The sequence below is a fragment of the Hydrogenophaga sp. OTU3427 genome (genome assembly GCF_038440225.1).
GTDB lineage: Bacteria > Pseudomonadota > Gammaproteobacteria > Burkholderiales > Burkholderiaceae_C > Hydrogenophaga.
Genome location: NZ_JASATI010000039.1, coordinates 1 through 18,668, shown reverse-complemented (window position 1 = coordinate 18,668; position 18,668 = coordinate 1). Strand labels below are relative to the sequence as shown.

16 protein-coding genes are annotated in these 18,668 nt (G+C 70.4%); 11 read left to right on the top strand and 5 right to left on the bottom strand.

All coding sequences use genetic code 11. The features are described 5' to 3' along the window. Positions 1–464 precede the first annotated feature (464 nt). Positions 465–1,079 (top strand): hypothetical protein, encoded by a 615-nt coding sequence (locus AAHB17_RS18820; protein ID WP_342132325.1) that lies wholly within the window; start codon positions 465–467, stop codon positions 1,077–1,079. Between the two features lie 19 nt (positions 1,080–1,098). Here AAHB17_RS18820 and AAHB17_RS18815 read toward each other — a convergent pair whose 3' ends face one another. Then, the gene (locus AAHB17_RS18815) at positions 1,099–4,311 is read right to left on the bottom strand and encodes an AAA family ATPase (protein WP_342132323.1); all 3,213 of its coding nucleotides are present in this window, start codon (positions 4,309–4,311) and stop codon (positions 1,099–1,101) included. Between the two features lie 130 nt (positions 4,312–4,441). Between AAHB17_RS18815 and AAHB17_RS18810 the strand changes: the two genes are divergently transcribed. Together AAHB17_RS18810 and AAHB17_RS18805 are read left to right on the top strand one after the other, a co-directional pair. Further along, complete coding sequence (locus AAHB17_RS18810) at positions 4,442–4,669, top strand: hypothetical protein (protein WP_342132320.1); 228 nt, start codon at positions 4,442–4,444, stop codon at positions 4,667–4,669. A gap of 36 nt (positions 4,670–4,705) precedes the next feature. Further along, positions 4,706–5,077 carry a group I truncated hemoglobin gene (locus AAHB17_RS18805; RefSeq protein WP_342132318.1) on the top strand — a complete coding sequence of 124 codons (372 nt, stop codon included), beginning with the start codon at positions 4,706–4,708 and terminating at the stop codon, positions 5,075–5,077. A 50-nt stretch (positions 5,078–5,127) separates the two neighbouring features. Here AAHB17_RS18805 and AAHB17_RS18800 read toward each other — a convergent pair whose 3' ends face one another. Next, positions 5,128–7,056 (bottom strand): sensor domain-containing diguanylate cyclase, encoded by a 1,929-nt coding sequence (locus tag AAHB17_RS18800; RefSeq protein WP_342132317.1) that lies wholly within the window; start codon positions 7,054–7,056, stop codon positions 5,128–5,130. A gap of 230 nt (positions 7,057–7,286) precedes the next feature. Here AAHB17_RS18800 and AAHB17_RS18795 point away from each other — a divergent pair, with 230 nt between their 5' ends. Continuing rightward, positions 7,287–7,847, top strand: coding sequence for a superoxide dismutase family protein (locus tag AAHB17_RS18795; protein ID WP_342132316.1), 561 nt, complete (start codon positions 7,287–7,289; stop codon positions 7,845–7,847). A gap of 19 nt (positions 7,848–7,866) precedes the next feature. Here the strand turns inward: AAHB17_RS18795 and ygiD are convergent, their stop codons facing one another. Continuing rightward, positions 7,867–8,706 (bottom strand): 4,5-DOPA-extradiol-dioxygenase, encoded by an 840-nt coding sequence (gene ygiD, locus AAHB17_RS18790; RefSeq protein ID WP_342132353.1) that lies wholly within the window; start codon positions 8,704–8,706, stop codon positions 7,867–7,869. Positions 8,707–8,854: 148 nt separating this feature from the next. On the opposite strand from ygiD, the gene AAHB17_RS18785 reads away from it, so the two are divergent. After that, complete coding sequence (locus tag AAHB17_RS18785) at positions 8,855–9,292, top strand: YbaN family protein (protein ID WP_342132314.1); 438 nt, start codon at positions 8,855–8,857, stop codon at positions 9,290–9,292. Here AAHB17_RS18785 and AAHB17_RS18780 read toward each other — a convergent pair. Beyond that, positions 9,271–9,891, bottom strand: a complete 621-nt coding sequence (locus AAHB17_RS18780) for a nitroreductase family protein (protein WP_342132313.1) — start codon at positions 9,889–9,891, stop codon at positions 9,271–9,273. The genes AAHB17_RS18785 and AAHB17_RS18780 overlap by 22 nt on opposite strands. A gap of 232 nt (positions 9,892–10,123) precedes the next feature. Here AAHB17_RS18780 and AAHB17_RS18775 point away from each other — a divergent pair, with 232 nt between their 5' ends. Both AAHB17_RS18775 and AAHB17_RS18770 read left to right on the top strand, forming a co-directional pair. Then, positions 10,124–11,998: a type IV pili methyl-accepting chemotaxis transducer N-terminal domain-containing protein gene (locus tag AAHB17_RS18775; RefSeq protein WP_342132312.1), complete on the top strand. Its 1,875-nt coding sequence runs from the start codon at positions 10,124–10,126 to the stop codon at positions 11,996–11,998. After that, entirely contained in the window at positions 11,999–12,733 is a 735-nt protein-coding gene (locus AAHB17_RS18770) for a response regulator (protein ID WP_342132311.1), read from the top strand. A gap of 100 nt (positions 12,734–12,833) precedes the next feature. Here AAHB17_RS18770 and AAHB17_RS18765 read toward each other — a convergent pair whose 3' ends face one another. After that, positions 12,834–13,400 carry a hemerythrin domain-containing protein gene (locus AAHB17_RS18765; protein ID WP_446719621.1) on the bottom strand — a complete coding sequence of 189 codons (567 nt, stop codon included), beginning with the start codon at positions 13,398–13,400 and terminating at the stop codon, positions 12,834–12,836. Between the two features lie 158 nt (positions 13,401–13,558). Between AAHB17_RS18765 and AAHB17_RS18760 the strand changes: the two genes are divergently transcribed. The 4 genes from AAHB17_RS18760 to AAHB17_RS18745 all read left to right on the top strand — a co-directional run bounded on the left by AAHB17_RS18760 (position 13,559) and on the right by AAHB17_RS18745 (position 18,626). After that, positions 13,559–15,139, top strand: coding sequence for a methyl-accepting chemotaxis protein (locus tag AAHB17_RS18760; RefSeq protein ID WP_342132310.1), 1,581 nt, complete (start codon positions 13,559–13,561; stop codon positions 15,137–15,139). Between the two features lie 20 nt (positions 15,140–15,159). After that, a complete protein-coding gene (locus AAHB17_RS18755; RefSeq protein WP_342132309.1) occupies positions 15,160–15,564 on the top strand; it encodes a bacteriohemerythrin in 405 nt (134 codons plus the stop codon). Positions 15,565–15,707: 143 nt separating this feature from the next. Continuing rightward, positions 15,708–16,976 carry an MFS transporter gene (locus tag AAHB17_RS18750; RefSeq protein WP_342132307.1) on the top strand — a complete coding sequence of 423 codons (1,269 nt, stop codon included), beginning with the start codon at positions 15,708–15,710 and terminating at the stop codon, positions 16,974–16,976. Between the two features lie 9 nt (positions 16,977–16,985). Further along, positions 16,986–18,626, top strand: coding sequence for an MFS transporter (locus AAHB17_RS18745; protein ID WP_342132306.1), 1,641 nt, complete (start codon positions 16,986–16,988; stop codon positions 18,624–18,626). Positions 18,627–18,668 lie beyond the last annotated feature (42 nt).

The window sequence follows — 18,668 nt, the reverse complement described above, 5'->3', positions numbered from 1 at the left end:
TTTGGCCAATGGGGGTGGCCAAAAATGTGGACCAATCGTCTCTTGACCGATAGATCGGTGTTTTTGAAAAAGCAGATATGATGGACATCAATCGGTGATGATCGAAACCATCTGTCCATCTGAGGCTGAAAAGCCGGACAACCGTTTCCCTATGAAAATCAACGATTGCTGCCGTTCTGCGCAGCACGTCAACCAGCCAAACCATCTGACAACCAGATGGTTTCTTGGCCTCCGAAGCCGAGGGTCGTGGGTTCGATCCCCGCCAGCCGCACCAGCAAACGCCCAGGCCCTTGATCATCAAGGGCTTTGTCGTTTCTGGGGTGGCTCGTTTGCATGCACGCCTCCCGAATCGGCAGGCAATCCCCCCACTTATCCGCCCATCGCCGCGCACGGACCGGCGCACACTCAGACCAGCACCGGGCATGGACACAGGTCTGCCTGGCATCCGAACCGGACCGCGCGCCATGAACCTGAACCTGCTTTTCTCCTCCGCCAACGCCCGCACGGCCGCTTTCCAGGCCGCCAGGGGCGCCGCCGACAAGACGGCTGGCGCGTTGGCATCGCCCCGGCCGGGCACCAGCTTCCGCGACCAGCTGGCCAGCAGCACCGCCCAGCGCTGCGCGCAGGCCACGGCCAGCGCCAGCCCGGCGCCGCGGTCGGAGCTGGCCGCCTTGTTGCTCAGCCGCGCGCCGGCGTCCACCGCCCGCGCGGCCGCCACGCCCAGCACCTATGTGCCGGCCAATCCCGGCATCGCCGAGCGTGCCAAGCAGTACGGCTGGACCGAGGACTACACCCGGGCGCAGGACAACCGCGCCTCGATCCGCGCGCTGATGGTGTCGCAGGGCCAGGGCAACAGCTGCATGGTGCTGGGCGGGGGGGCGATGTGCAACGGCGCCGACCCGGCGGCCTACCTCCCGGCCATGCTGACCGAGGCGGGCATCCCGGTGACACAGGGCATCCTGGACCAGTACCAGAAGGTCACCGGCCGGGCCTACCAGGCCGGTGACCTGGCCCCGCGCGCCTTCGACGCCAGCAGCGGCCAGTACAGCTTCGACAAGGCCGGCGCCGCCACGGCCTGACCTGCCTTGATCGCGGCGCTCAGGCGCCGCTGGGCCGTCCGCCGAGGGCCACGTCCGTGGCCAGGCGCTCGCAGCGCGCCGCGTCCAGGGGGTGGCCGGCCGAGCGGAAGCGCGTGGCCGCTGCCGCGAACCGTGCCACCGCCTCATCTCGCTGTGTGGCCCGCTGCGTGGCCCGCGCGGCGGCGATGTGGCCCCGCACCTCGTCGTGGGCCGCGTGCCAGGCGGGCAGGCGCATCACCACGTCGGCCAGGTAGGCGCATTGCGCCTCGTGTTGCTCGGCCAGGGCGACTTCGCCGGCTCGGGCCGCGGCCACGGCGGCCGGCACCGCGAAGGTGATGCGGCAGCCCGGGCAGGTTTCCAGCGGCCCGCGCACCGATTCGCTGGCGTCTTCCATCACGTGCAGCGCGGCCGCCGGGTCGTGGGCGTGCAGGCGGATGCGGGTGCCGTAGATGCGGTCGAGCAGGTGAAAGCCGATGTCGGTCTGGCGCGCCAGGTCCAGCGCTTCGTCCAGCAAGGCCCGGGCCTCGCCGCGCCGGCCTTCGTGCAGGTGCAGCTCGGCCAGCCGCTGCAGGGCCAGGGCCTCGCCCACCGGCCCGCCGATCGCGCGGTGCAGCCGCGCGCCTTCGCGCAGGTGTGTCCGTGCCGCCGCCAGGTCGCCGGCCAGCCATTCGGCCTCGCCCCGCAGGGTCACGCCAAACGCGTGGCCACGGGCGGCGCCCAGGCGCTGTGCCTCGGTGGCCAGGGCGTTGGCGAACGCGATCACGTCGGCATAGGGGCGGGCGCCATAGAGAAAACGCTGGGTGATGCACAGGTGGCCGTCGAACACCCGCAAGGCCAGGTGGGGCACATGGCGGGTTTCCTGCAGATCGGCCCACACGCTGCGGTGCAGCTCGCCACGCGCGTGCGCCGCCGCCGCCTGTGCCCACGAGGCGATCACCAGCGCGGCCGTGTCCCCGGATTCGAGCGCCAGCTTGCGCGCCACCGCCGCCTTGGCGGTGCCCATCGCGGGATCGGCCGCCCCCAGCGCCGCCGCGCCGCTGTAGGCCAGGGCTTCGCTCAGGCGGCCGTCCACCGAGGTCGGCGACAGGCCGACCAGGGCCAGCAGCGCGCCCTTGGGATCGCCCTGCTTGACCTGCGCCAGCGCCGCCTTGGCCCGCAGGTTGTGGCTGTCGGGTTCGCCGGCCGCGTCGGCCGCGAGCCGGTAGGCGGCCATGGCGGCGGGGTCGCCGAGCGCGTCCAGGGCCTCGGCCCGCAGCCGCAGTGCCTCGGCGTGCTGGGGCTCGAAGGCCAGCAGGGGCGCGAGGTGGCGCAGGGCGTCGCTGAAGGCGGCCAGGCGCACGGCCTGCCGGGCGGCCGCCAGCTGCCAGGGCAGGGCCTGGCGGGGCTGGCCAGCGTCCAGCCAGTGCCGCGCCACGCTGGCCGGCGTGGCATCGGTCTCGGCCAGCCGGGTGGCGATGTCGCGGTGCATCCGGGCGCGGCGGTGTGGCGGCACCTGCTCGATCAGGGCCTGGCGCACCAGCTCGTGCCGAAAACGGTAGCGACCGCTCGACAGCACCAGCACGCCGGCCGCCAGCGCGCCGTCCAGCGCCGCGAGGCCGGGTGTCTGCGCCAGCGCCGCCAGGGCCTCCACGGTGTGGTGGTCCAGTTCGTCGCCACACAGCGCCAGCCAGCGCAGCAGGGCCTGGGCGTCGGCCGGTGCGTCGCACAGCCGCGTGGTGATGGCCTCGGCGGTGCTGCCCGGCAGCGGCCCGTCCGGGTGGCCGGTGGCGCAGCGCGCCAGTTCGATGGCGGCAAACGGGTTGCCTTCGGCCGCCTGCACGATGCGCGACACCACCGCGTCGGCCTGGGGCGCCGGCAGGGCGCGGTCCACCAGGCGGCGGCACTCGTCCTCGTCCAGCGGGGGCAGGGGCAAGGCGCGCAACACACCGGCGCGCAGCAGCCGCGCCTCGCCACGCGCCAGGGCCGTGGCCGTTGGCACGGGCCGTGTGGCCAGCAGCACGCACAGCGGCGGTCCCGCCATGGCCAGTTGCAGCAGCACGTCGACATCGGCATCGTCGATCAGGTGCGCGTCGTCGAGCAGCAGGAGCAGCGGGTCGCCCGCCGCCGCCGCCAGCAGCAGGCGCCGGATCGCGCCCACCACCTGGTGCCGACCCAGGGGACCCAGCGCGGCCTTGGCCGGCGCCGCCAAAGGGCTGAGCGACGCCAGCACCGTGTGGGCCGGCGCGCCGATCTGGTCCAGCAGGGCGCGGTTGTCCAGGATCAGCCGCTCGGCGACGGTGGCGATGGCGCCGTAGGTGCGGCCGGTGTCGGTGGCGTCGATGCGCAGCACCCGCCAGCCGCGCCCGCGCGCCTGTGCGCCGATTTCGCGGCACAGGGCGCTTTTGCCCATGCCGGCCGGCCCGCGCAGCACGATGCCACCCGGACGCTCCGTGGGCGGCAGGCCCAGCCAGGCCGTCACCTGTGCCAGTTCCTGGGCGCGGCCCACAAAGGCCGGTCCGGCGGTCTGCAGGCCGGCCACGCAGCGTTCGTACAGGGCCTCGGTCCGGGCGTCGGGCGCCACGCCCAAGGTGTGCTGCAGCGCTTCGCGCAGCTGCGCGTACCAGCGCAGCGCGGCGGCGCGGTTGCCGGCGTCCAGTTCGCGCTGCATCAGCGCCCGGTGGGCCGCCTCGTGGGTGGGGTCCTGCTGCGCCAGGCGTTCCCACTGCGCACTGGCGCGCAGCAACTCCAGGTAGCGCGCCTGCAGGCGCTCGCGGGCCGGTTCGGTCCAGGGTTCATAGCCCGTGCCGGGCAGCAGCTTGCCGGCGTAGTGGCCGGCCGCTTCGGCGCAGGCCGCCGCATCGTGCTGCTGCAAGGCCTGCGCGGCGCCTTGTTCGAAGCGGTCGGCGTCCACGTCCACCGGCCGCCCGGGCCACAACACGAGTTCACCCGCCTGCTGGGTGACGGCATCGTGCCGGCCCAGCGCCTGCCGCGCGTGGTGCAGCGCCTTGCGCAGGTTGGCCGCGCCGGCTTCGGGGTCCAGCGCCGGCCACAGGGCGTCGATGGCGAGATCGCGCGACAGGCGGTGCCCTGGCTGCAGGCTCAGCAGCTGGACCAGGTGGGTGGCGCGCAGGCTGGGCCAGTGCTCGGCCGCGATCTCGACGCCGTCCACCGCCACGGCGAAGCGGCCCAGCAGGCCGATGTCCAGCCGCGAGGGCGGCTCGTCGGCAGCCGGCGAAGGCGTCAGGTGCTCCATGTGGCGAGTCTGAAGGCGAGCGGCCGTCCGCACAAGCCCGGAAGTGGCCAGGAACGTTTCAGGAACGGCGGGTGGGGATGCTGTGTTCCGCAGGCCGATGTCGGTCTGTCATCTGTTCGAGGAGCCCACCATGACCGCCACCCAACTGAACCTGCCCCTGCCCAGCCAGGGGCTGGCCGTGCTGACCTTGCCGCAGCCGCTGACGCAGCAGTCGTTGCTCGAACTGGAGCAGGCGCTGTTTGGCCAGCTGAACAGCCTGCACCACGCGCTGTTCGACCCAGCGCCGGACCCGGGCCAGCTGGAATACGCGTCGTGGATGCGTCAGCTCAGCCCGACCCACGCGCTGCTGCACGCCTGAGCCACCCCTTTCACCTTCCCTGTACCCGAGCCCGACATGAACACGCCCACCACCACCCTCTACGACCGCCTGGGCCGCCGCGACGGCATTGCCCGCATCACCCGGGCATTGATCCAGAACCACCTGGCCAACCCGCTGGTGAGCAACCGCTACGCGCAGATCCAAGACATGGACCGCCTGGAGCGCAACGTGATCGATTTCTTCTGCGCCGGCGCCGGTGGCCCCGAGGCCTATGCCGGCAAGGACATGCTCGCCACCCACCGGGGCATGAACATCAGCGAGCAGGAGTTCGTGGCCGTGATCGACGATGCCATGGCCGCGCTGGTGTCCTGCGGCATCGAGCCCCCCGTGCGCAACGAGGTGCTCGCCATCCTCTGGTCGATGAAGGGCGAGGTGATACGGGTCTGAGAACGTAACCACGTTCTGAATGCCGCCGCGCCCGCACCGTCGGCCGCTGTTCAAGCCTCGCGGCAGACCTGGTTGCGGCCGCCGTGCTTGGCCCGGTAGAGGGCCGCGTCGGCGCGCTGCAGCGCAGCGTCCACGTCGGTGTCGCCCTGGGCCCACGCGGCAACGCCGATCGACACCGTGTAGGCCAGCGCGGCGCCGCTGCCCAGCACCGCCGGGGTGTTGCCGAGCTTGAGCCGCAGCCGCTCGGCCACGTCGGCGGCGGAGTCCAGGTCGGTGTCGGGCATCAGCACCGCGAACTCCTCGCCGCCCAGGCGCGCCGGCAGGTCGGTCTCGCGCAGCACCTGGCCGACGGTGCGGCTCAGGTGCCGCAGCACCTCGTCGCCGGCGGCGTGGCCGTGCACGTCGTTGACCTGCTTGAAGTGGTCGATGTCCAGCAGCATGAGCGACAGGGCCACGCCATGCCGCCGGGCGCGGGCGATCTCGCGCTCGGCCTGGTCGTAGAAGTCCCGCCGGTTGCTCAGGCTGGTCAGCATGTCGGTGCGGGCCAGCCGTTCGAGTTGCGCCTCCATCATCTTCTGGTCGGTGTTGTCGAACACCGTGCTGCGGCTCATCAGCATCTCGCCGGCCTCGTCGAGGATGGCGGTGGCGCTCACCAGCACCGGCATCAGGCTGCCGGTGCCGCGCCGCAGCTCGAACTCCACGTCCTTGATGTGACCCCGCGCCAGGAATTCGGGAAAGGTCTGGGCGAAGATGAGCTTGCTGCTGTCGCTGAGGAAGTCCGTGAATGGCCGGCCGATCACCTCCTCCTTCGTGGCCCCCAGCCAGTTCAGCTCGGTCTGGTTGACCTGCACGTAGTTGCCGTGGCGGTCCAGCGAGTGGTAGCCGCAGGGCGCACGGTCGTAGAGGTCCTGCACCTCGTCGCGCTGCATGGCCACCAGGTCCAGGCGCGAACGTGCCAGCGCTTCCTTGCGCCGCGCGTCCAGCAGGTTCTGGCAGATTTCCCACAACTCGGTGATGCGCACCGTGGTGCCCAGGGCCAGGGTGGCGGCGTCGCCCCGGAAGGCGGTGGCCACGGCCTGCATCTGGCGAACCAGGTAGGCACCAAAAAAACGCGCCGTCAGCAGCGCCAGGCCCAGCCAGGCGGCCGCCAGCAGCACCATGCGCACCAGCAGGTCGCGCAGCGACTCGTTGAGCACGGTGTTGGGCACGCCCAAAGCCAGGTACCAGTCGCGGCCGTGGATGGGCCGCACGATGTTGGTGGTGCGCACGCCGTCCAGCGTGGTGCCCTGGAAGATCCGCCCGTCGTCGCGGTTGATCGCCGCCACGAAGTCCGGGCTGGCCAGCTCGCCGACAAAGCGCTCGGGCAGCCGGTTGCGTGCCAGCAGCCGGCCCTGCCGGTCGGTGATGCCCGCGATCCAGTCCCTGGGCAGTGCCTGTCGCTGGATCAGCTCGTTGATGGAGTCGGTGGTGAGGATCATGCGCAGGGCGTAGCGCGCCTCGCCGCCGATGACCACCGGCACCGTCACCGCCACCACGGTCAGCGCGCTGGTCGGCGACTTGAAGGGGCCGGACACATTGGGCTCGCGCGACTGCAGCGCGCGCTGCACCAGCTCGGGCGTGTTGATGGACAGGGTCGGACTGCCCAGCGGCATCGCGGTCAGGAACACCATCTGGCCCTGGGCGTCGGCCAGCGTGACGGCCCGGAAATCCGGGTTGTGTCCCAGGATGCGCTGGGCCTGCGCGTACAGCGCCGGCACGTTCTGCTGCTGCGCGGCGTCGGACTCGGCCAGGCTGTGCAGGGCACTCACGGCCACGTGGACACGTTCGGCCGATGCGCGGGCCAGGTCGTCGGCGCGGTGCGCCAGGTCGTCCAGGATCACGCGCTGCTGGTGGGTCGAGTAGGCCCACAGCACCGACACCGAGAACACCAGCAAGGGCAGCATGCCCAGCAGCGACAGGGCGATCAGCCAGGTTCGCAAGCGCAATCGCCAGAGGGTGGCTCGGGGCATGGGTCGGTTCTGAGCGTGGAATGGATGGGCCACCTGTGGCCATGGGTGGCGGTGGGGAAGAACCCGGATTTTCCGCTGCCCGGGCGCGGCTGGCGCGCCTGGCGTGTTTGATCTTGTATCAAGTTGGGACATGCCTTCGGCCTGTGCTACCGTCACGCCGTTTGCCCATCCCTCAACCCCCCCAAGCGCTGGAGATGCCCATGACCCCCTTGTCCCGTTGGCCCTTGCTGGCCGTGAGTTCGACCGCCGTGTTGGCCCTGCTGGCCGGTTGTGCCGCCATGGGCGGCGGTGCGCCCGGTCCCCAGGCCCGGCTGGAGGCCCGCTCGGGCAGCCAGGTCGGTGGCACCGTGGGCTTTTCCGCCAAGGGCGACATGGTGCTGGTGGAAGCGCACATCAGTGGCCTGACCCCGGGCCGCCAGCACGGCTTCCACGTGCACGAGGCCGGCGACTGCAGCGCCGCCGATGCCAGCAGCGCCAAAGGCCACTTCAACCCGACGGGCCAGCCCCACGGCAACCCGGGTGCCCATGCCCACCACGGCGCGGCGCCGCGCCACGCCGGCGATCTGCCCAACCTGGTGGCCGATGCCAGCGGCCAGGCCCACTACCGGGCCGAGGTGCATGGCCTGAAACTGGACAACAGCGCCGGTGGCATCCTGGGCCGCGCCGTGGTGGTCCACGCCGACCCCGACGACTACCAGTCGCAGCCGGCCGGCAACTCGGGCCGGCGCATCGCCTGTGGCGTGATCGCGGTCGCCCGCTGAGCGGGGCCCCGCGCGGGTCTCAGCCCCAGACCACCGAGCGCATGGAGATGGACGCGGACTGGTAGCTGGTGTTGAAGAAGCGCAGCGGCTCGCCCGCGTCCACCGCGCCGGCCGCGTGCAGCAGCGGCAGGTAGTGTTCCCAGGTCGGGTGGGCCAGGCGGGCCACCTCGCCCAGCTTCTGGAAGTCGGCCAGCTGCGCGTGCGCGCCGTCCTGCAGCTGGCGCGTCACCACCTGGTCGAAGGCCAGCGCCCAGTCGTGGGCCTGCATGGCCGAGGCGCCGCGCTGGGTGCGCCGCAGGTTGTGCACGATGTTGCCGCTGCCCACGATCAGCACGCCGCGCTCGCGCAGCGCCTTCAGCTCGCGCCCCAGCGCCAGGTGTTCGTGGGGTGGCCGGTCGTAGTCCATGCTGAGCTGCACCACCGGCACGTCGGCCTGCGGAAACATGGGCTTGAGCACCGACCAGGTGCCGTGGTCGAAGCCCCATTCGGTGGTGTCCAGCGCGATGCGGGGCGAGGCGATGCCGCGGGCGATCTCGCGCGCCGCCGCGGGCGCGCCGGGCGCCGGGAAACGCTGGTCGAACAAGGCCTGCGGAAAACCGCCGAAATCGTGGATGGTCTTGGGCTTGTCCATGCCGGTCAGCCACCAGCCCCGGGTCAACCAGTGCGCCGAGACACACAGGACCAGGCTGGGGCGCGGGTAGCGGGTGCCGAACTCGGCGCCCAGGGCCTGCCAGCTGCGCCGGTAGGCGTTGTCCTCGATGGCGTTCATGGGGCTGCCGTGGCCCAGGAACAGCACCGGCAGGCGCGGGCTGCGGGGCAGGGCGCGCAGGTGGTCCCAGGTGGCGGCGGCCAGCGGCAAGGTGGTGGCGCCCAGGCCGGCGAGGGCGCCGGTGGACAGCAAGGTTCTGCGTAACAAGATGAAGGTCTCAAGAGCGGATGACGCCAGGATGGAGCGCGTCGGCGCGGCCAAGTTCCCCGAGGGGGCGGCTGGTCCTATGATGGCCCGCATGGACGCCACCGACCCGCGCGAGTCCCCTGCCATGCCAGCCTGGCGGCGCCTGCTGCTGATCGCGGTGGGCCTGCTCGCGCTGGTGCTGGGCCTGGTGGGCGTGGTCGTGCCCGGCCTGCCGACCACGCCGTTTGTGCTGCTGGCGGCGGCCTGTTTCGTGCGGGCCTCGCCGAGGCTGCACCGCTGGCTGCTGAACCACCCGTGGCTGGGCCCGCCGCTGCGTGACTGGGAAACCCACCGCAGCCTGACCCGACGCACGCGCTGGGTGGCACTGGGCAGCATGGGTGCCATGGTCGTGTTCTCGGCCTGGCTGCTGGCCGGGCGCCCCTGGTTGTTGGCCTTGCTGCTGCTGGGCGGCGGCGTGGGGGCCTGGGTGGTGCTGCGGATTCCGCTGCGCGCGGCGCCACAGGACGTTCAGCCCAGGCGGCTGAAGTAGGTCTCTGGCGACGGTCGCGGCCGTGGCCGGCGTGGCTCGATCACCTGGCCCACGTTGAGGAAACACAGGGCGTCCTCGTCGGCGCCCAGGGCGAACAGCGTGCGCAGGGCCGCCGACTGCATGGCCTTGCCACTGGTCAGGGCCGAGCCAAAACCCATGGCCGTGGCCATCAGCAGCATGTTCTGCAGCGCGCAGCCGGCCGACAGCAGGCGCTCCTGCGCCGGCACCTCGGGGTCGCCGCCACGCACCGCGCACACGGCCAGCAGCAGCCAGGGCGAGCGGAAGGCCTTGTCGCCGGCCTGCTGGCGCTCCTCGGCGGTGGCCAGCGGATCGCGCTCGTGCAGGGCCTGGGCGAAGGCCGCCGCCAGCGCGGACCGCCGGGCCTCGGGCACCTCGATGAAGCGCCAGGGCAGCAACTGCCCATGGTCGGGCGCCGCCGCCGCGGCTCGCAGAATCTGCGCCTGCTGCGCGGCGTCTGGCCCTGGGCCGCGCAGGCGCTTGGGCAGGGTGGTGCGGCGGCTGTGCAGCAGGGTCTCGGCCCAGCACACGTGTTCGGGGCCCGTCGGCAAGGGCGCGTCGGGCGCGGACCGGTCGATCATCGGTTTCTCCATGGGTTGACTGTGGCCCAGTCGCCGAAAGAACGCCATCCTACCGATGGGCGTGCCGGGCCCGGGCGGTGGCCTCGCGCAGGGCGGCATAGGCCGAAAGAACGATGCCGCCGCCACGCCCGCCGCCGGCAAGGATGGACAAGACGGTGCCGGCGTCGGGACAATACACATTTTCCTGACCGTTGCGGCCGCCTGTCCGGCCACGGCTCCCCGACCGCCCTCGATGACCCTGATCCCCTTGCGCTGGCGTGGCCGGCTGTCCACCAAGTTCCTGGCCATGGGCCTGGCACTGCTGTTGCTGGCGCTGGTGTCCATCGGCCTGACCATGTGGGTCACCCGCCAGCTTGACGGCGGCGCCGCCGCCGTCAACGAGGCCGGGCGCCTGCGCATGCAGGCCTGGCGCCTGACCAGCGCCCTGCACGGCGGGCGTCAGCCGCAGGAGGTGCAGGCGCTGGTGCGCGAGTTCGATGGCACGCTGGCCCTGCTGGCCTCGGGCGATCCGCAACGTCCCCTGTCGGTGCCGTGGAACGAAGACACCCGCGCGCGTTTCGAGTCCTTGCGGACCAGTTGGCAGGACCTGCGCGGCGAATGGGGGACGCACCCTCGGCGCGATGAGGCCAGCCTGACCCGCGATGTCGACGCCTTCGTGGTCCAGATGGACGCGCTGGTGATGGCGATCGAGAAGACCATGTCGCGGCTGACGGCCGTGCTCAACCTGTTCCAGTTCCTGATGATGGCGCTGGCGGTGGTGGCCGCGGTGTTGTCGCTCTACGTCGGCTACCTGTTCGTGATCCACCCGCTGCAGCGCCTGCGTGTCGCCTTCCAGCGCGTCGAGTCGGGCGACTTCGCCATCCGCGTGCCCAGCGAGGCCCCCGACGAGTTCGGCCAGCTGGCCGCCGGCTTCAACCACATGGCCAAGACGCTGCAGGCGCTCTACCACGGGCTGGAGCAGAAGGTGTTGGACAAGACCCGCGACCTGGAGTCCAAACGCGCGCGCCTGGCGGCGCTGTACGAGGTCAGCACCTTCCTGGTCGAGGTCCACACGCTGGAGGAGCTGGCCCAGGGTTTTGCGCAGAAGGTGCGCCAGCTCAGCGGTGCCGATGCGGTGGCGGTGCGCTGGTCCGACGAAGCCAGCCAGCGCTACCTCATGCTGGGCAGCGACTGCCTGCCCGAGGAGCTGGTGCGCGAGGAGCGCTGCCTGGAGGCCGGGCTGTGCGCCTGTGGCCAGCCGCAGGCCATTGCCCACACGCGGGTGATCCCCATCCTCTCGACCCACGACCACCGCCTGGGCGGCTGCGCCAAGGCCGGCTACAGCAGCCTCGTCAGCGTGCCCATCCGGCTGCAGCAGCGCATCCTGGGCGAGGTCGACCTGTTCTACCGGGGCGAGGCCACGCTGGGCGACGAGGACCGCGCGCTTTACGACGCCCTGGCCGGCCACCTGGCCAACGCGGTGGAAAACCTGCGCACCGAGGCCCTGGTGCGCGAGGCCGCCGTCAGCGAGGAGCGCACCATGCTCGCGCGCGAGCTGCACGACTCCATCGCCCAGTCGCTGGCCTTTCTCAAGATCCAGATCACCCTGCTGCGCCAGGCCGTGTCGCGAGGCAACACCGAGGGCGTGTCGACCATCATCGACGAGCTCGACGTCGGCGTGCGCGAAAGCACCAACGACGTGCGCGAACTGCTGGTGCATTTCCGCACCCGCACCAACAGCGACGACATCGAGCAGGCGCTGCGCGTCACGCTCAAGAAGTTCGAGCACCAGAGCGGCCTCAAGGCCCACCTCGAACTGCAGGGGCACGGCGTCGCCCTGCCCTCCGACGTCCAGCTGCAGGTGCTGCACGTGGTGCAGGAGGCCTTGTCCAACGTGCGCAAACACGCCGACGCCAGCGACGTCTTCGTCACGGTCGAGAAGGGCCCGCGCTGGCGCTTCGTGGTGCGCGACAACGGGCGCGGCTTCCAGGCCGTGGCGGCCTCGGCCAGCGACACCCACGTGGGCCTGCACATCATGCGCGAACGCGCCGAACGCATCGGGGCCCAGGTGCAGGTGTTGTCCGCACCGGGCGCCGGCACCCAGGTTGAAATTGAACTGGCCACCTGAATGAACCTCTCCGACATGTCCGCTCCCATCCGCCTGCTGGTGGTCGACGACCACAAGCTCTTTCGCCGCGGCCTGGTCGCGCTGCTGGCGCAGGACCGCCGCTTCAGCGTGGTGGGCGAGGCTGGCGACGCCACCAGCGCCCTGCAGAGCGCGGCCCGGCTGCGGCCCGACCTGATCCTGCTCGACAACCACATGCCCGGGGTCTCGGGCATCGCGGCCATCGCCGGCCTCAAGGAACTGCTGCCCCAGGTGCGGGTGCTGATGCTGACGGTGAGCGAAAACGAGGCCGACCTGGCCGCCGGCCTGCGCGCCGGCGCCGACGGCTACCTGCTCAAGACCATCGACACCCAGGACCTGGCCGACTCGATCCAGAAGGTCTGGGAGGGCGACTCCGTCATCAGCCCGGAGATGATGGGCAAGCTGGTGGGCCTGCTGCGTGAGGCGCCGGAAGCCCCCGCGCTGGCCCCGGAAGCCCCCGTCGCCTCCGAGCCGGTTCGCCTGGCCACGGCTCGGCGTTTCGACACCGACCCGTCCGACCGCATCCACAGCCTGTCGCCGCGCGAACGCGACATCCTGCGCCTGATCGCCCACGGCGACAGCAACAAGCTCATCGCCCGTGCGCTGGACATCGCCGAGACCACGGTCAAGATCCACGTGCAGCACATCCTGCGCAAGCTCGAACTCAGCAACCGGGTGCATGCGGCGGTGTATGCCACCGAGCGCGGGGTGGTTTAGACCCCCCCGCGCCGCCTTCGGCGTCACCCCCCAGGGGGCGACACCAGCCGTCTGGCGTAGCCAGCCCGGCGGCGGCCACTGCGGATGGGGCGCATGGGTTTCACAGCACCGGCGGGATGCCGCGGCGTTCGCGCATGGCCTCGCCCACACGGTGCAGGCTGGCGTCGTCGATCACGCGCGCGGCCATCGGTAGCAGCTCGGTGTCCTCGCGTTCGATGTGGTGCCGGTAGGCGTCGACGAAACCGTTCACCTCGTCGGCCGTGAGCGCGCCGGCGTCGCCGGCCACGGTGGCGGCCAGCTGGGCGCGCAGGCGGCGCCAGCGAGCCTCCAGCGCGCGGTGGTCGGCGCACAGGGCGTCGATCAGCGCCACCACACAGACCGCGTCGGAGCCAGCCAGCGCCTCGCGCAGCGCCGGGAACAGGTCGTCCTCCTCGTCCGCGTGGTGGTGCACGGCGGCGGAGTCGAAGTAGCGCATCACCGCCGTCGCGGCCTGGCGGGCCGCGGTGTCGGCGCCGTGTAGCGCCACGTGGGGCGCCAGGCGCAGCAGGGTGGCGCATTGCTGCTCCACCCGGCCGTGGCAGGCGGCGAGCATTTCCAGGGGGGCTTCGGTGCTGGCCGACGGGCCGCCAAAGCCCGGCAGCGGTTGGCCGGTGGTCATGGGCCACATGGTAGGGCCTGGTGGCGCCGCGCCACGGCACTACGCCTTTCGAACGATGGCCGGCGCCGGGCCATCCTCCTTCAGCCAGGGCGCGACTGGCTGTCCGAAGGATGTTCGGCCGGCGTCTGGCGGCGCACAGTCGTGGCACCCATCAGAAGGTTGTTGTCATGTCTTTTCAGAATCTGCGCATCGGAATGCGCCTCGCGCTCGGCTTCGGCCTGCTGATCGCGTTCACCGTGCTGGCCATTGCCCTGGCCGTCCTGCGTTTCAGCCAGGTGGCCGAGGTCAACACCCGCATCATCGAGGCCGACTGGGTTAAGGCCGAGGCGGCCGGTGTCATCAACGCCACCACCCGGGCCAACGCGCGCCGCACCATGGAGCTGCTGATCGTCAGCGATGCGGCCCAGCTGGTGCGGGTGCGCGCCCGCATCGCCGAGAACAAGAAAACCATCGACGAGGCGCTGGCCACGCTGGAGCGCCTGATCTACCTGCCCGAGGGTCAGCAACTGCTGGCCACGCTCAAGACCGCGCGCGGCGCCTACGTGGCGTCTTTTGGCAAGGTGGACAAGCTTGTCGAGGCCGGCGATCGCGAGGGCGCGACCCGACTGATGCTGAGCGAGACCCTGCCCGCGCTGGACGCCTTGCAAGGGCCCATCGACCGCCTGGCCGTGCTGCAGAAACGCATCGTGGTGGCCAGCAGCGCCGAGGTCCAGGCCAGCATCGCGCTGTCGCGCCGCCTGCTGCTGCTGCTGGGCGCGGCCAGCGTGGCGGTGGCGGTGGCCTTTGCCTGGTGGGTCACGCGCTCCATCACCCGGCCCCTGGGCGAGGCGGTGGCGATCGCGCGCCGCGTGGCGGCCGGCCACTTGGACAACACCGTGGTGGCGCGCAGCCAGGACGAATGTGGCCAGCTGCTGACCGCGCTGGGCGAGATGAACGAGAGCCTGACCCACATCGTGGGCCGGGTGCGCCAGGGCGCCGACACCATGGCCACGGCCACCAGCCAGATCGCCGCCGGCAACCTGGACCTGTCCTCGCGCACCGAGGAACAGGCCAGCGCGCTGGAGCAGACCTCGGCCTCCATGCAGGAGCTGGCGCAGACGGTCAAGCAGAACTACGAGAGTGGTCAGCACGCCAACCGGCTCGCCGAGTCGGCCTCGGAGGTGGCGGTCCAGGGCGGGGCGGTGGTGGGCCGCGTGGTCGAGACCATGGAGGCCATCAACGACTCCTCGCGCCGCATCGCCGACATCATCGGCGTGATCGACGGCATCGCCTTCCAGACCAACATCCTGGCCCTCAACGCCGCCGTGGAAGCGGCCCGCGCGGGCGAGCAGGGCCGGGGCTTTGCGGTGGTGGCCAGCGAGGTGCGCAACCTCGCCGGCCGCTCGGCCACGGCGGCCAAGGAGATCAAGGACCTGATCGGCGACTCGGTCGCCAACGTCAGCGAGGGCTGCAAGCTGGTCGAGCAGGCCGGCAGCACCATGGACGAGATCGTGGTGCATGTGCGCCGCGTGGCCGACCTGATGCGTGAGATCACCCACGCCAGCCAGGACCAGACCGCCGGCATCGACCAGATCAGCCAGGCCGTGGGCCAGATGGACCAGGTGACGCAGCAGAACGCGGCCCTGGTGGAGGAGGCGGCGGCCGCGGCGCAGTCGCTGGAGCACCAGGCCCAGCAGCTGGTGCACGCGGTCAGCGTGTTCACCCTGCGCGGCGGGCTCGCCACGCCCTTGCGCCTGACCCAGGCCTGATCCCCACCGGAGCGCAGGCCATGGCTTATTTCCAATGGGCAGACGACATGGTGATCGACCACGGTCCCATCGATGCCGACCACCAGCACCTGGTGCGGCTGGTCAACGAGCTGCACAGCGCCACCACCGAGGGCCGCGGCCGCGAGGTGGTGGGCGGCATCCTGGAGCAGCTGATCCGCTACACGGCCGAACACCTGCAGCGCGAGGAGGCGCAGATGGTGGCCGCGCGTTTTCCCCGCCTGGAAGGGCACCGCCAGGGGCACGCGCATTTCGTCGAGCGCCTGCGCGAGCTGCAGCAGCGCTACGAGGCCGGGCAGATCACGGTGGCCGCGCAGCTCTCCACCGTGCTGCGCGACTGGCTGTCCCTGCACATCCGCCGCTCCGACAAGGAGCTGCAGGCCTTCATGCGGGCCCACAAGACCTGAACCTGGCCGGGGCTGGACCTCGTCCTTTGGGAGTAGGCCGCTGGCCGCCATCGTTCGCTTGCCCTGCCCGTATCGGCTGACCGGGGGATACCCGGCGGCGCCCGCCGTCGGCACAGTGAGGGCATGCACCAAGGAGTCTTTCGATGACAAGCGATATCCAACACAAACGCCGGGCCTGGTCGGTGCTGATCGTCAGCACCTGGGCCTTCACCGTGTGTTTCATGGTGTGGATGATGTTCGGCGTGATCGGCATCCCGATCAAGAAGCTGCTGGACCTCAACGCCACGCAGTTCGGCCTGCTGACCGCCACCCCGGTGCTGACCGGTTCGCTGATCCGCGTGCCGCTGGGCATCTGGACCGATCGCTACGGTGGCCGCATCGTCATGGCGGTGCTGATGGCCGTGACTGTGCCGGCGATCTGGATGATGGGCTACGCCACCCAGTACTGGCACTTCCTGGTGATCGGCCTGTTCGTGGGCCTGGCCGGAGGCTCCTTCTCGGTCGGCACGCCCTACGTGGCGCGCTGGTTCCCGCAGCACCAGAAGGGCATGGCCATGGGCATCTACGGGGCCGGCAACTCGGGCTCGGCGGTCAACAAGTTCGTCGCGCCGGTGATCCTGGTGGCCTTTGGCTGGGCCGCCGTGCCCCAGGTCTACGCCGCCATCATGGCCGGCACGGTGTTGCTGTTCTGGATGTTCAGCCACAGCGATCCCAGCCACCTGGTGCCCAGCACCGTGACCTTTGGCGACCAGCTCAAGGCCCTCAAGGACCCCAAGGTGCTCAAGTACTGCCAGTACTACAGCATCGTTTTTGGCGGCTACGTGGCGCTGGCCCTGTGGATGGTGCAGTACTACATCGGCGAGTACGGCCTGGACATCCGCATCGCCGCGCTGCTGGCGGCCTGTTTCTCCCTGCCCGGTGGCGTGCTGCGCGCCGTGGGTGGCGTGCTGAGCGACAAGTACGGCGCCCACAGCGTGACATGGTGGGTGATGTGGGTGAGCTGGATCTGCCTGTTCCTGTTGAGCTACCCGCAGACCGATTTCACCGTCAACACCATCAACGGCCCGCAGACCTTCCACATCGGTCTCAACGTCTACATGTTCACCGGCCTGATGTTCGTGCTGGGCGTGGCCTGGGCCTTCGGCAAGGCCAGCGTCTTCAAGTACATCGCCGACGACTACCCGCAGAACATCGGCGCCATCAGCGGCATCGTCGGCCTGGCCGGTGGCCTGGGCGGCTTTGTGCTGCCCATCCTGTTCGGCCTGCTGGTCGACCTCACCGGCATCCGCTCCAGCGCCTTCATGCTGATGTACGGCGTGGTCTGGGTCTCGCTGATCTGGATGTACTGGACCGAGGTGCGCAAGGCCGAAGTCATGGGGCCGGCGGCCCAAGCCTTTTCACTGCACCACTGAAAGCCCACCATGAACAATTCCACCAAGACCGGTGCGACCCTGGACGACTGGCGCCCCGAGGACGACAGCTTCTGGGAGCAGACCGGCAAGAAGATCGCCTACCGCAACCTCTGGCTGTCGGTGCCGGCCCTGCTGTGTGGCTTCGCCATCTGGGGCATGTGGGGCATCATCACCGTGCAGATGCTCAACCTGGGCTTCCCGTTCAGCCAGGCCGAGCTGTTCTCGCTGACGGCCATCGCGGGCCTGGCCGGTGCCACCATGCGCATCCCGGCGTCCTTCCTGATCCGGCTCTCGGGCGGGCGAAACACCATCTTCCTCACCACCGCCATGCTGCTGGCCCCCGCCATCGGCACCGGCATCGTGCTGCAGCACAAGGACTGGCCGCTGTGGGCCTTCCAGCTGATGGCGCTGTGGTCGGGTGTGGGCGGCGGCAACTTCGCCTCCAGCATGTCCAACATCAGCACCTTCTTCCCCAAGCGGCTGCAGGGCACCGCGCTGGGGCTGAACGCCGGCCTGGGCAACTTCGGCGTCACCACCATGCAGATCGTGATCCCGCTGGTGATGACCATGCCCTTGCTCGGCGCTCTCGGCGGCGAATCGATGACGCTGGTGAAGGACAGCGGCTGGATCTTCGGCAAGATCGCCGCCGGCACCCCCACCTGGATACAGAACGCCGGCTTCGCCTGGCTGCTCTCGCTCGTTCCCCTGTCCATCCTGTGCTGGTTCGGCATGAACAACCTGCGCACCGTCTCGCCCGGTGTGGACAGCAGCCTGGGCAGCACCCTCGCCGCCTTCGTCAAGATCGTCTGGCTCTACACCCTGTCCTTTGTGCCGGCCGGCATCGGTCTGTACCTCTACCTGCCGGCGCCCACCGGCCTGGGCCTGCTCAACATGTGGCTGGCCATGCCGCTGATCATCGTCAGCACCCTGATGGTGATGAAGCTCACCGCCTTCGGCACCATGAAGGACAACATCGCCAAGCAGTTCGCCATCTTCGGCAACAAGCACACCTGGTCGCTGACCGCGCTCTACATCGTCACCTTCGGCTCCTTCATCGGCTTCTCGATGGCGCTGCCGCTGGCCATCACGGTGATCTTCGGCATCAGCCATGTGCCCGACGCGGCTGGCGTCATGCAGCACACGCTCAAGAACCCGAACGCGCCCTCGGCCCTGACCTACGCCTGGATGGGCCCTTTCATCGGTGCGGCCGTGCGGCCCATCGGCGGCTGGATCTCGGACAAGGTCGGCGGTTCCATCGTCACCCAGGTCATCTCGGCCGTGATGGTGGTGGCCTCGGTGGCCGTGGGCTACGTGATGATGCAGGCCTATGGCTCGGCCACGCCCGAGACCTGGTTTCCCATGTTCCTGGGCCTGTTCCTGGTGCTGTTCTTCGCCAGCGGCATCGGCAATGGCTCCACCTTCCGCACCATCGGCGTCATCTTCGACCGCCAGCAGGCCGGCCCCGTGCTGGGCTGGACATCTGCCATCGCTGCCTATGGTGCTTTTGTGGCCCCAGTGGTGATCGGTGCGCAGATCAAGGCTGGCACGCCGCAGATTGCGATGTACGGCTTCGCAGCCTTTTACGCCGTGTGCCTGGTGTTGAACTGGTGGTTCTACCTGCGCGCCGGTGCCGAGATCAAGAACCCATGAAGCCTGTTGTGTACAGCTGTTGTTCTGGACTCAGGCCGGCGT

What these genes read in the sequence shown, in the direction of transcription:
- AAHB17_RS18820 (WP_342132325.1), top strand. Translation starts at nt 465, where the DNA reads ATGAACCTGAACCTGCTTTTCTCCTCCGCCAACGCCCGCACGGCCGCT.
- AAHB17_RS18815 (WP_342132323.1), bottom strand. Translation starts at nt 4,311, where the DNA reads ATGGAGCACCTGACGCCTTCGCCGGCTGCCGACGAGCCGCCCTCGCGG.
- AAHB17_RS18810 (WP_342132320.1), top strand. Translation starts at nt 4,442, where the DNA reads ATGACCGCCACCCAACTGAACCTGCCCCTGCCCAGCCAGGGGCTGGCC.
- AAHB17_RS18805 (WP_342132318.1), top strand. Translation starts at nt 4,706, where the DNA reads ATGAACACGCCCACCACCACCCTCTACGACCGCCTGGGCCGCCGCGAC.
- AAHB17_RS18795 (WP_342132316.1), top strand. Translation starts at nt 7,287, where the DNA reads ATGACCCCCTTGTCCCGTTGGCCCTTGCTGGCCGTGAGTTCGACCGCC.
- AAHB17_RS18785 (WP_342132314.1), top strand. Translation starts at nt 8,855, where the DNA reads ATGGACGCCACCGACCCGCGCGAGTCCCCTGCCATGCCAGCCTGGCGG.
- AAHB17_RS18780 (WP_342132313.1), bottom strand. Translation starts at nt 9,891, where the DNA reads ATGATCGACCGGTCCGCGCCCGACGCGCCCTTGCCGACGGGCCCCGAA.
- AAHB17_RS18775 (WP_342132312.1), top strand. Translation starts at nt 10,124, where the DNA reads ATGACCCTGATCCCCTTGCGCTGGCGTGGCCGGCTGTCCACCAAGTTC.
- AAHB17_RS18770 (WP_342132311.1), top strand. Translation starts at nt 11,999, where the DNA reads ATGAACCTCTCCGACATGTCCGCTCCCATCCGCCTGCTGGTGGTCGAC.
- AAHB17_RS18765 (WP_446719621.1), bottom strand. Translation starts at nt 13,400, where the DNA reads ATGTGGCCCATGACCACCGGCCAACCGCTGCCGGGCTTTGGCGGCCCG.
- AAHB17_RS18760 (WP_342132310.1), top strand. Translation starts at nt 13,559, where the DNA reads ATGTCTTTTCAGAATCTGCGCATCGGAATGCGCCTCGCGCTCGGCTTC.
- AAHB17_RS18755 (WP_342132309.1), top strand. Translation starts at nt 15,160, where the DNA reads ATGGCTTATTTCCAATGGGCAGACGACATGGTGATCGACCACGGTCCC.
- AAHB17_RS18750 (WP_342132307.1), top strand. Translation starts at nt 15,708, where the DNA reads ATGACAAGCGATATCCAACACAAACGCCGGGCCTGGTCGGTGCTGATC.
- AAHB17_RS18745 (WP_342132306.1), top strand. Translation starts at nt 16,986, where the DNA reads ATGAACAATTCCACCAAGACCGGTGCGACCCTGGACGACTGGCGCCCC.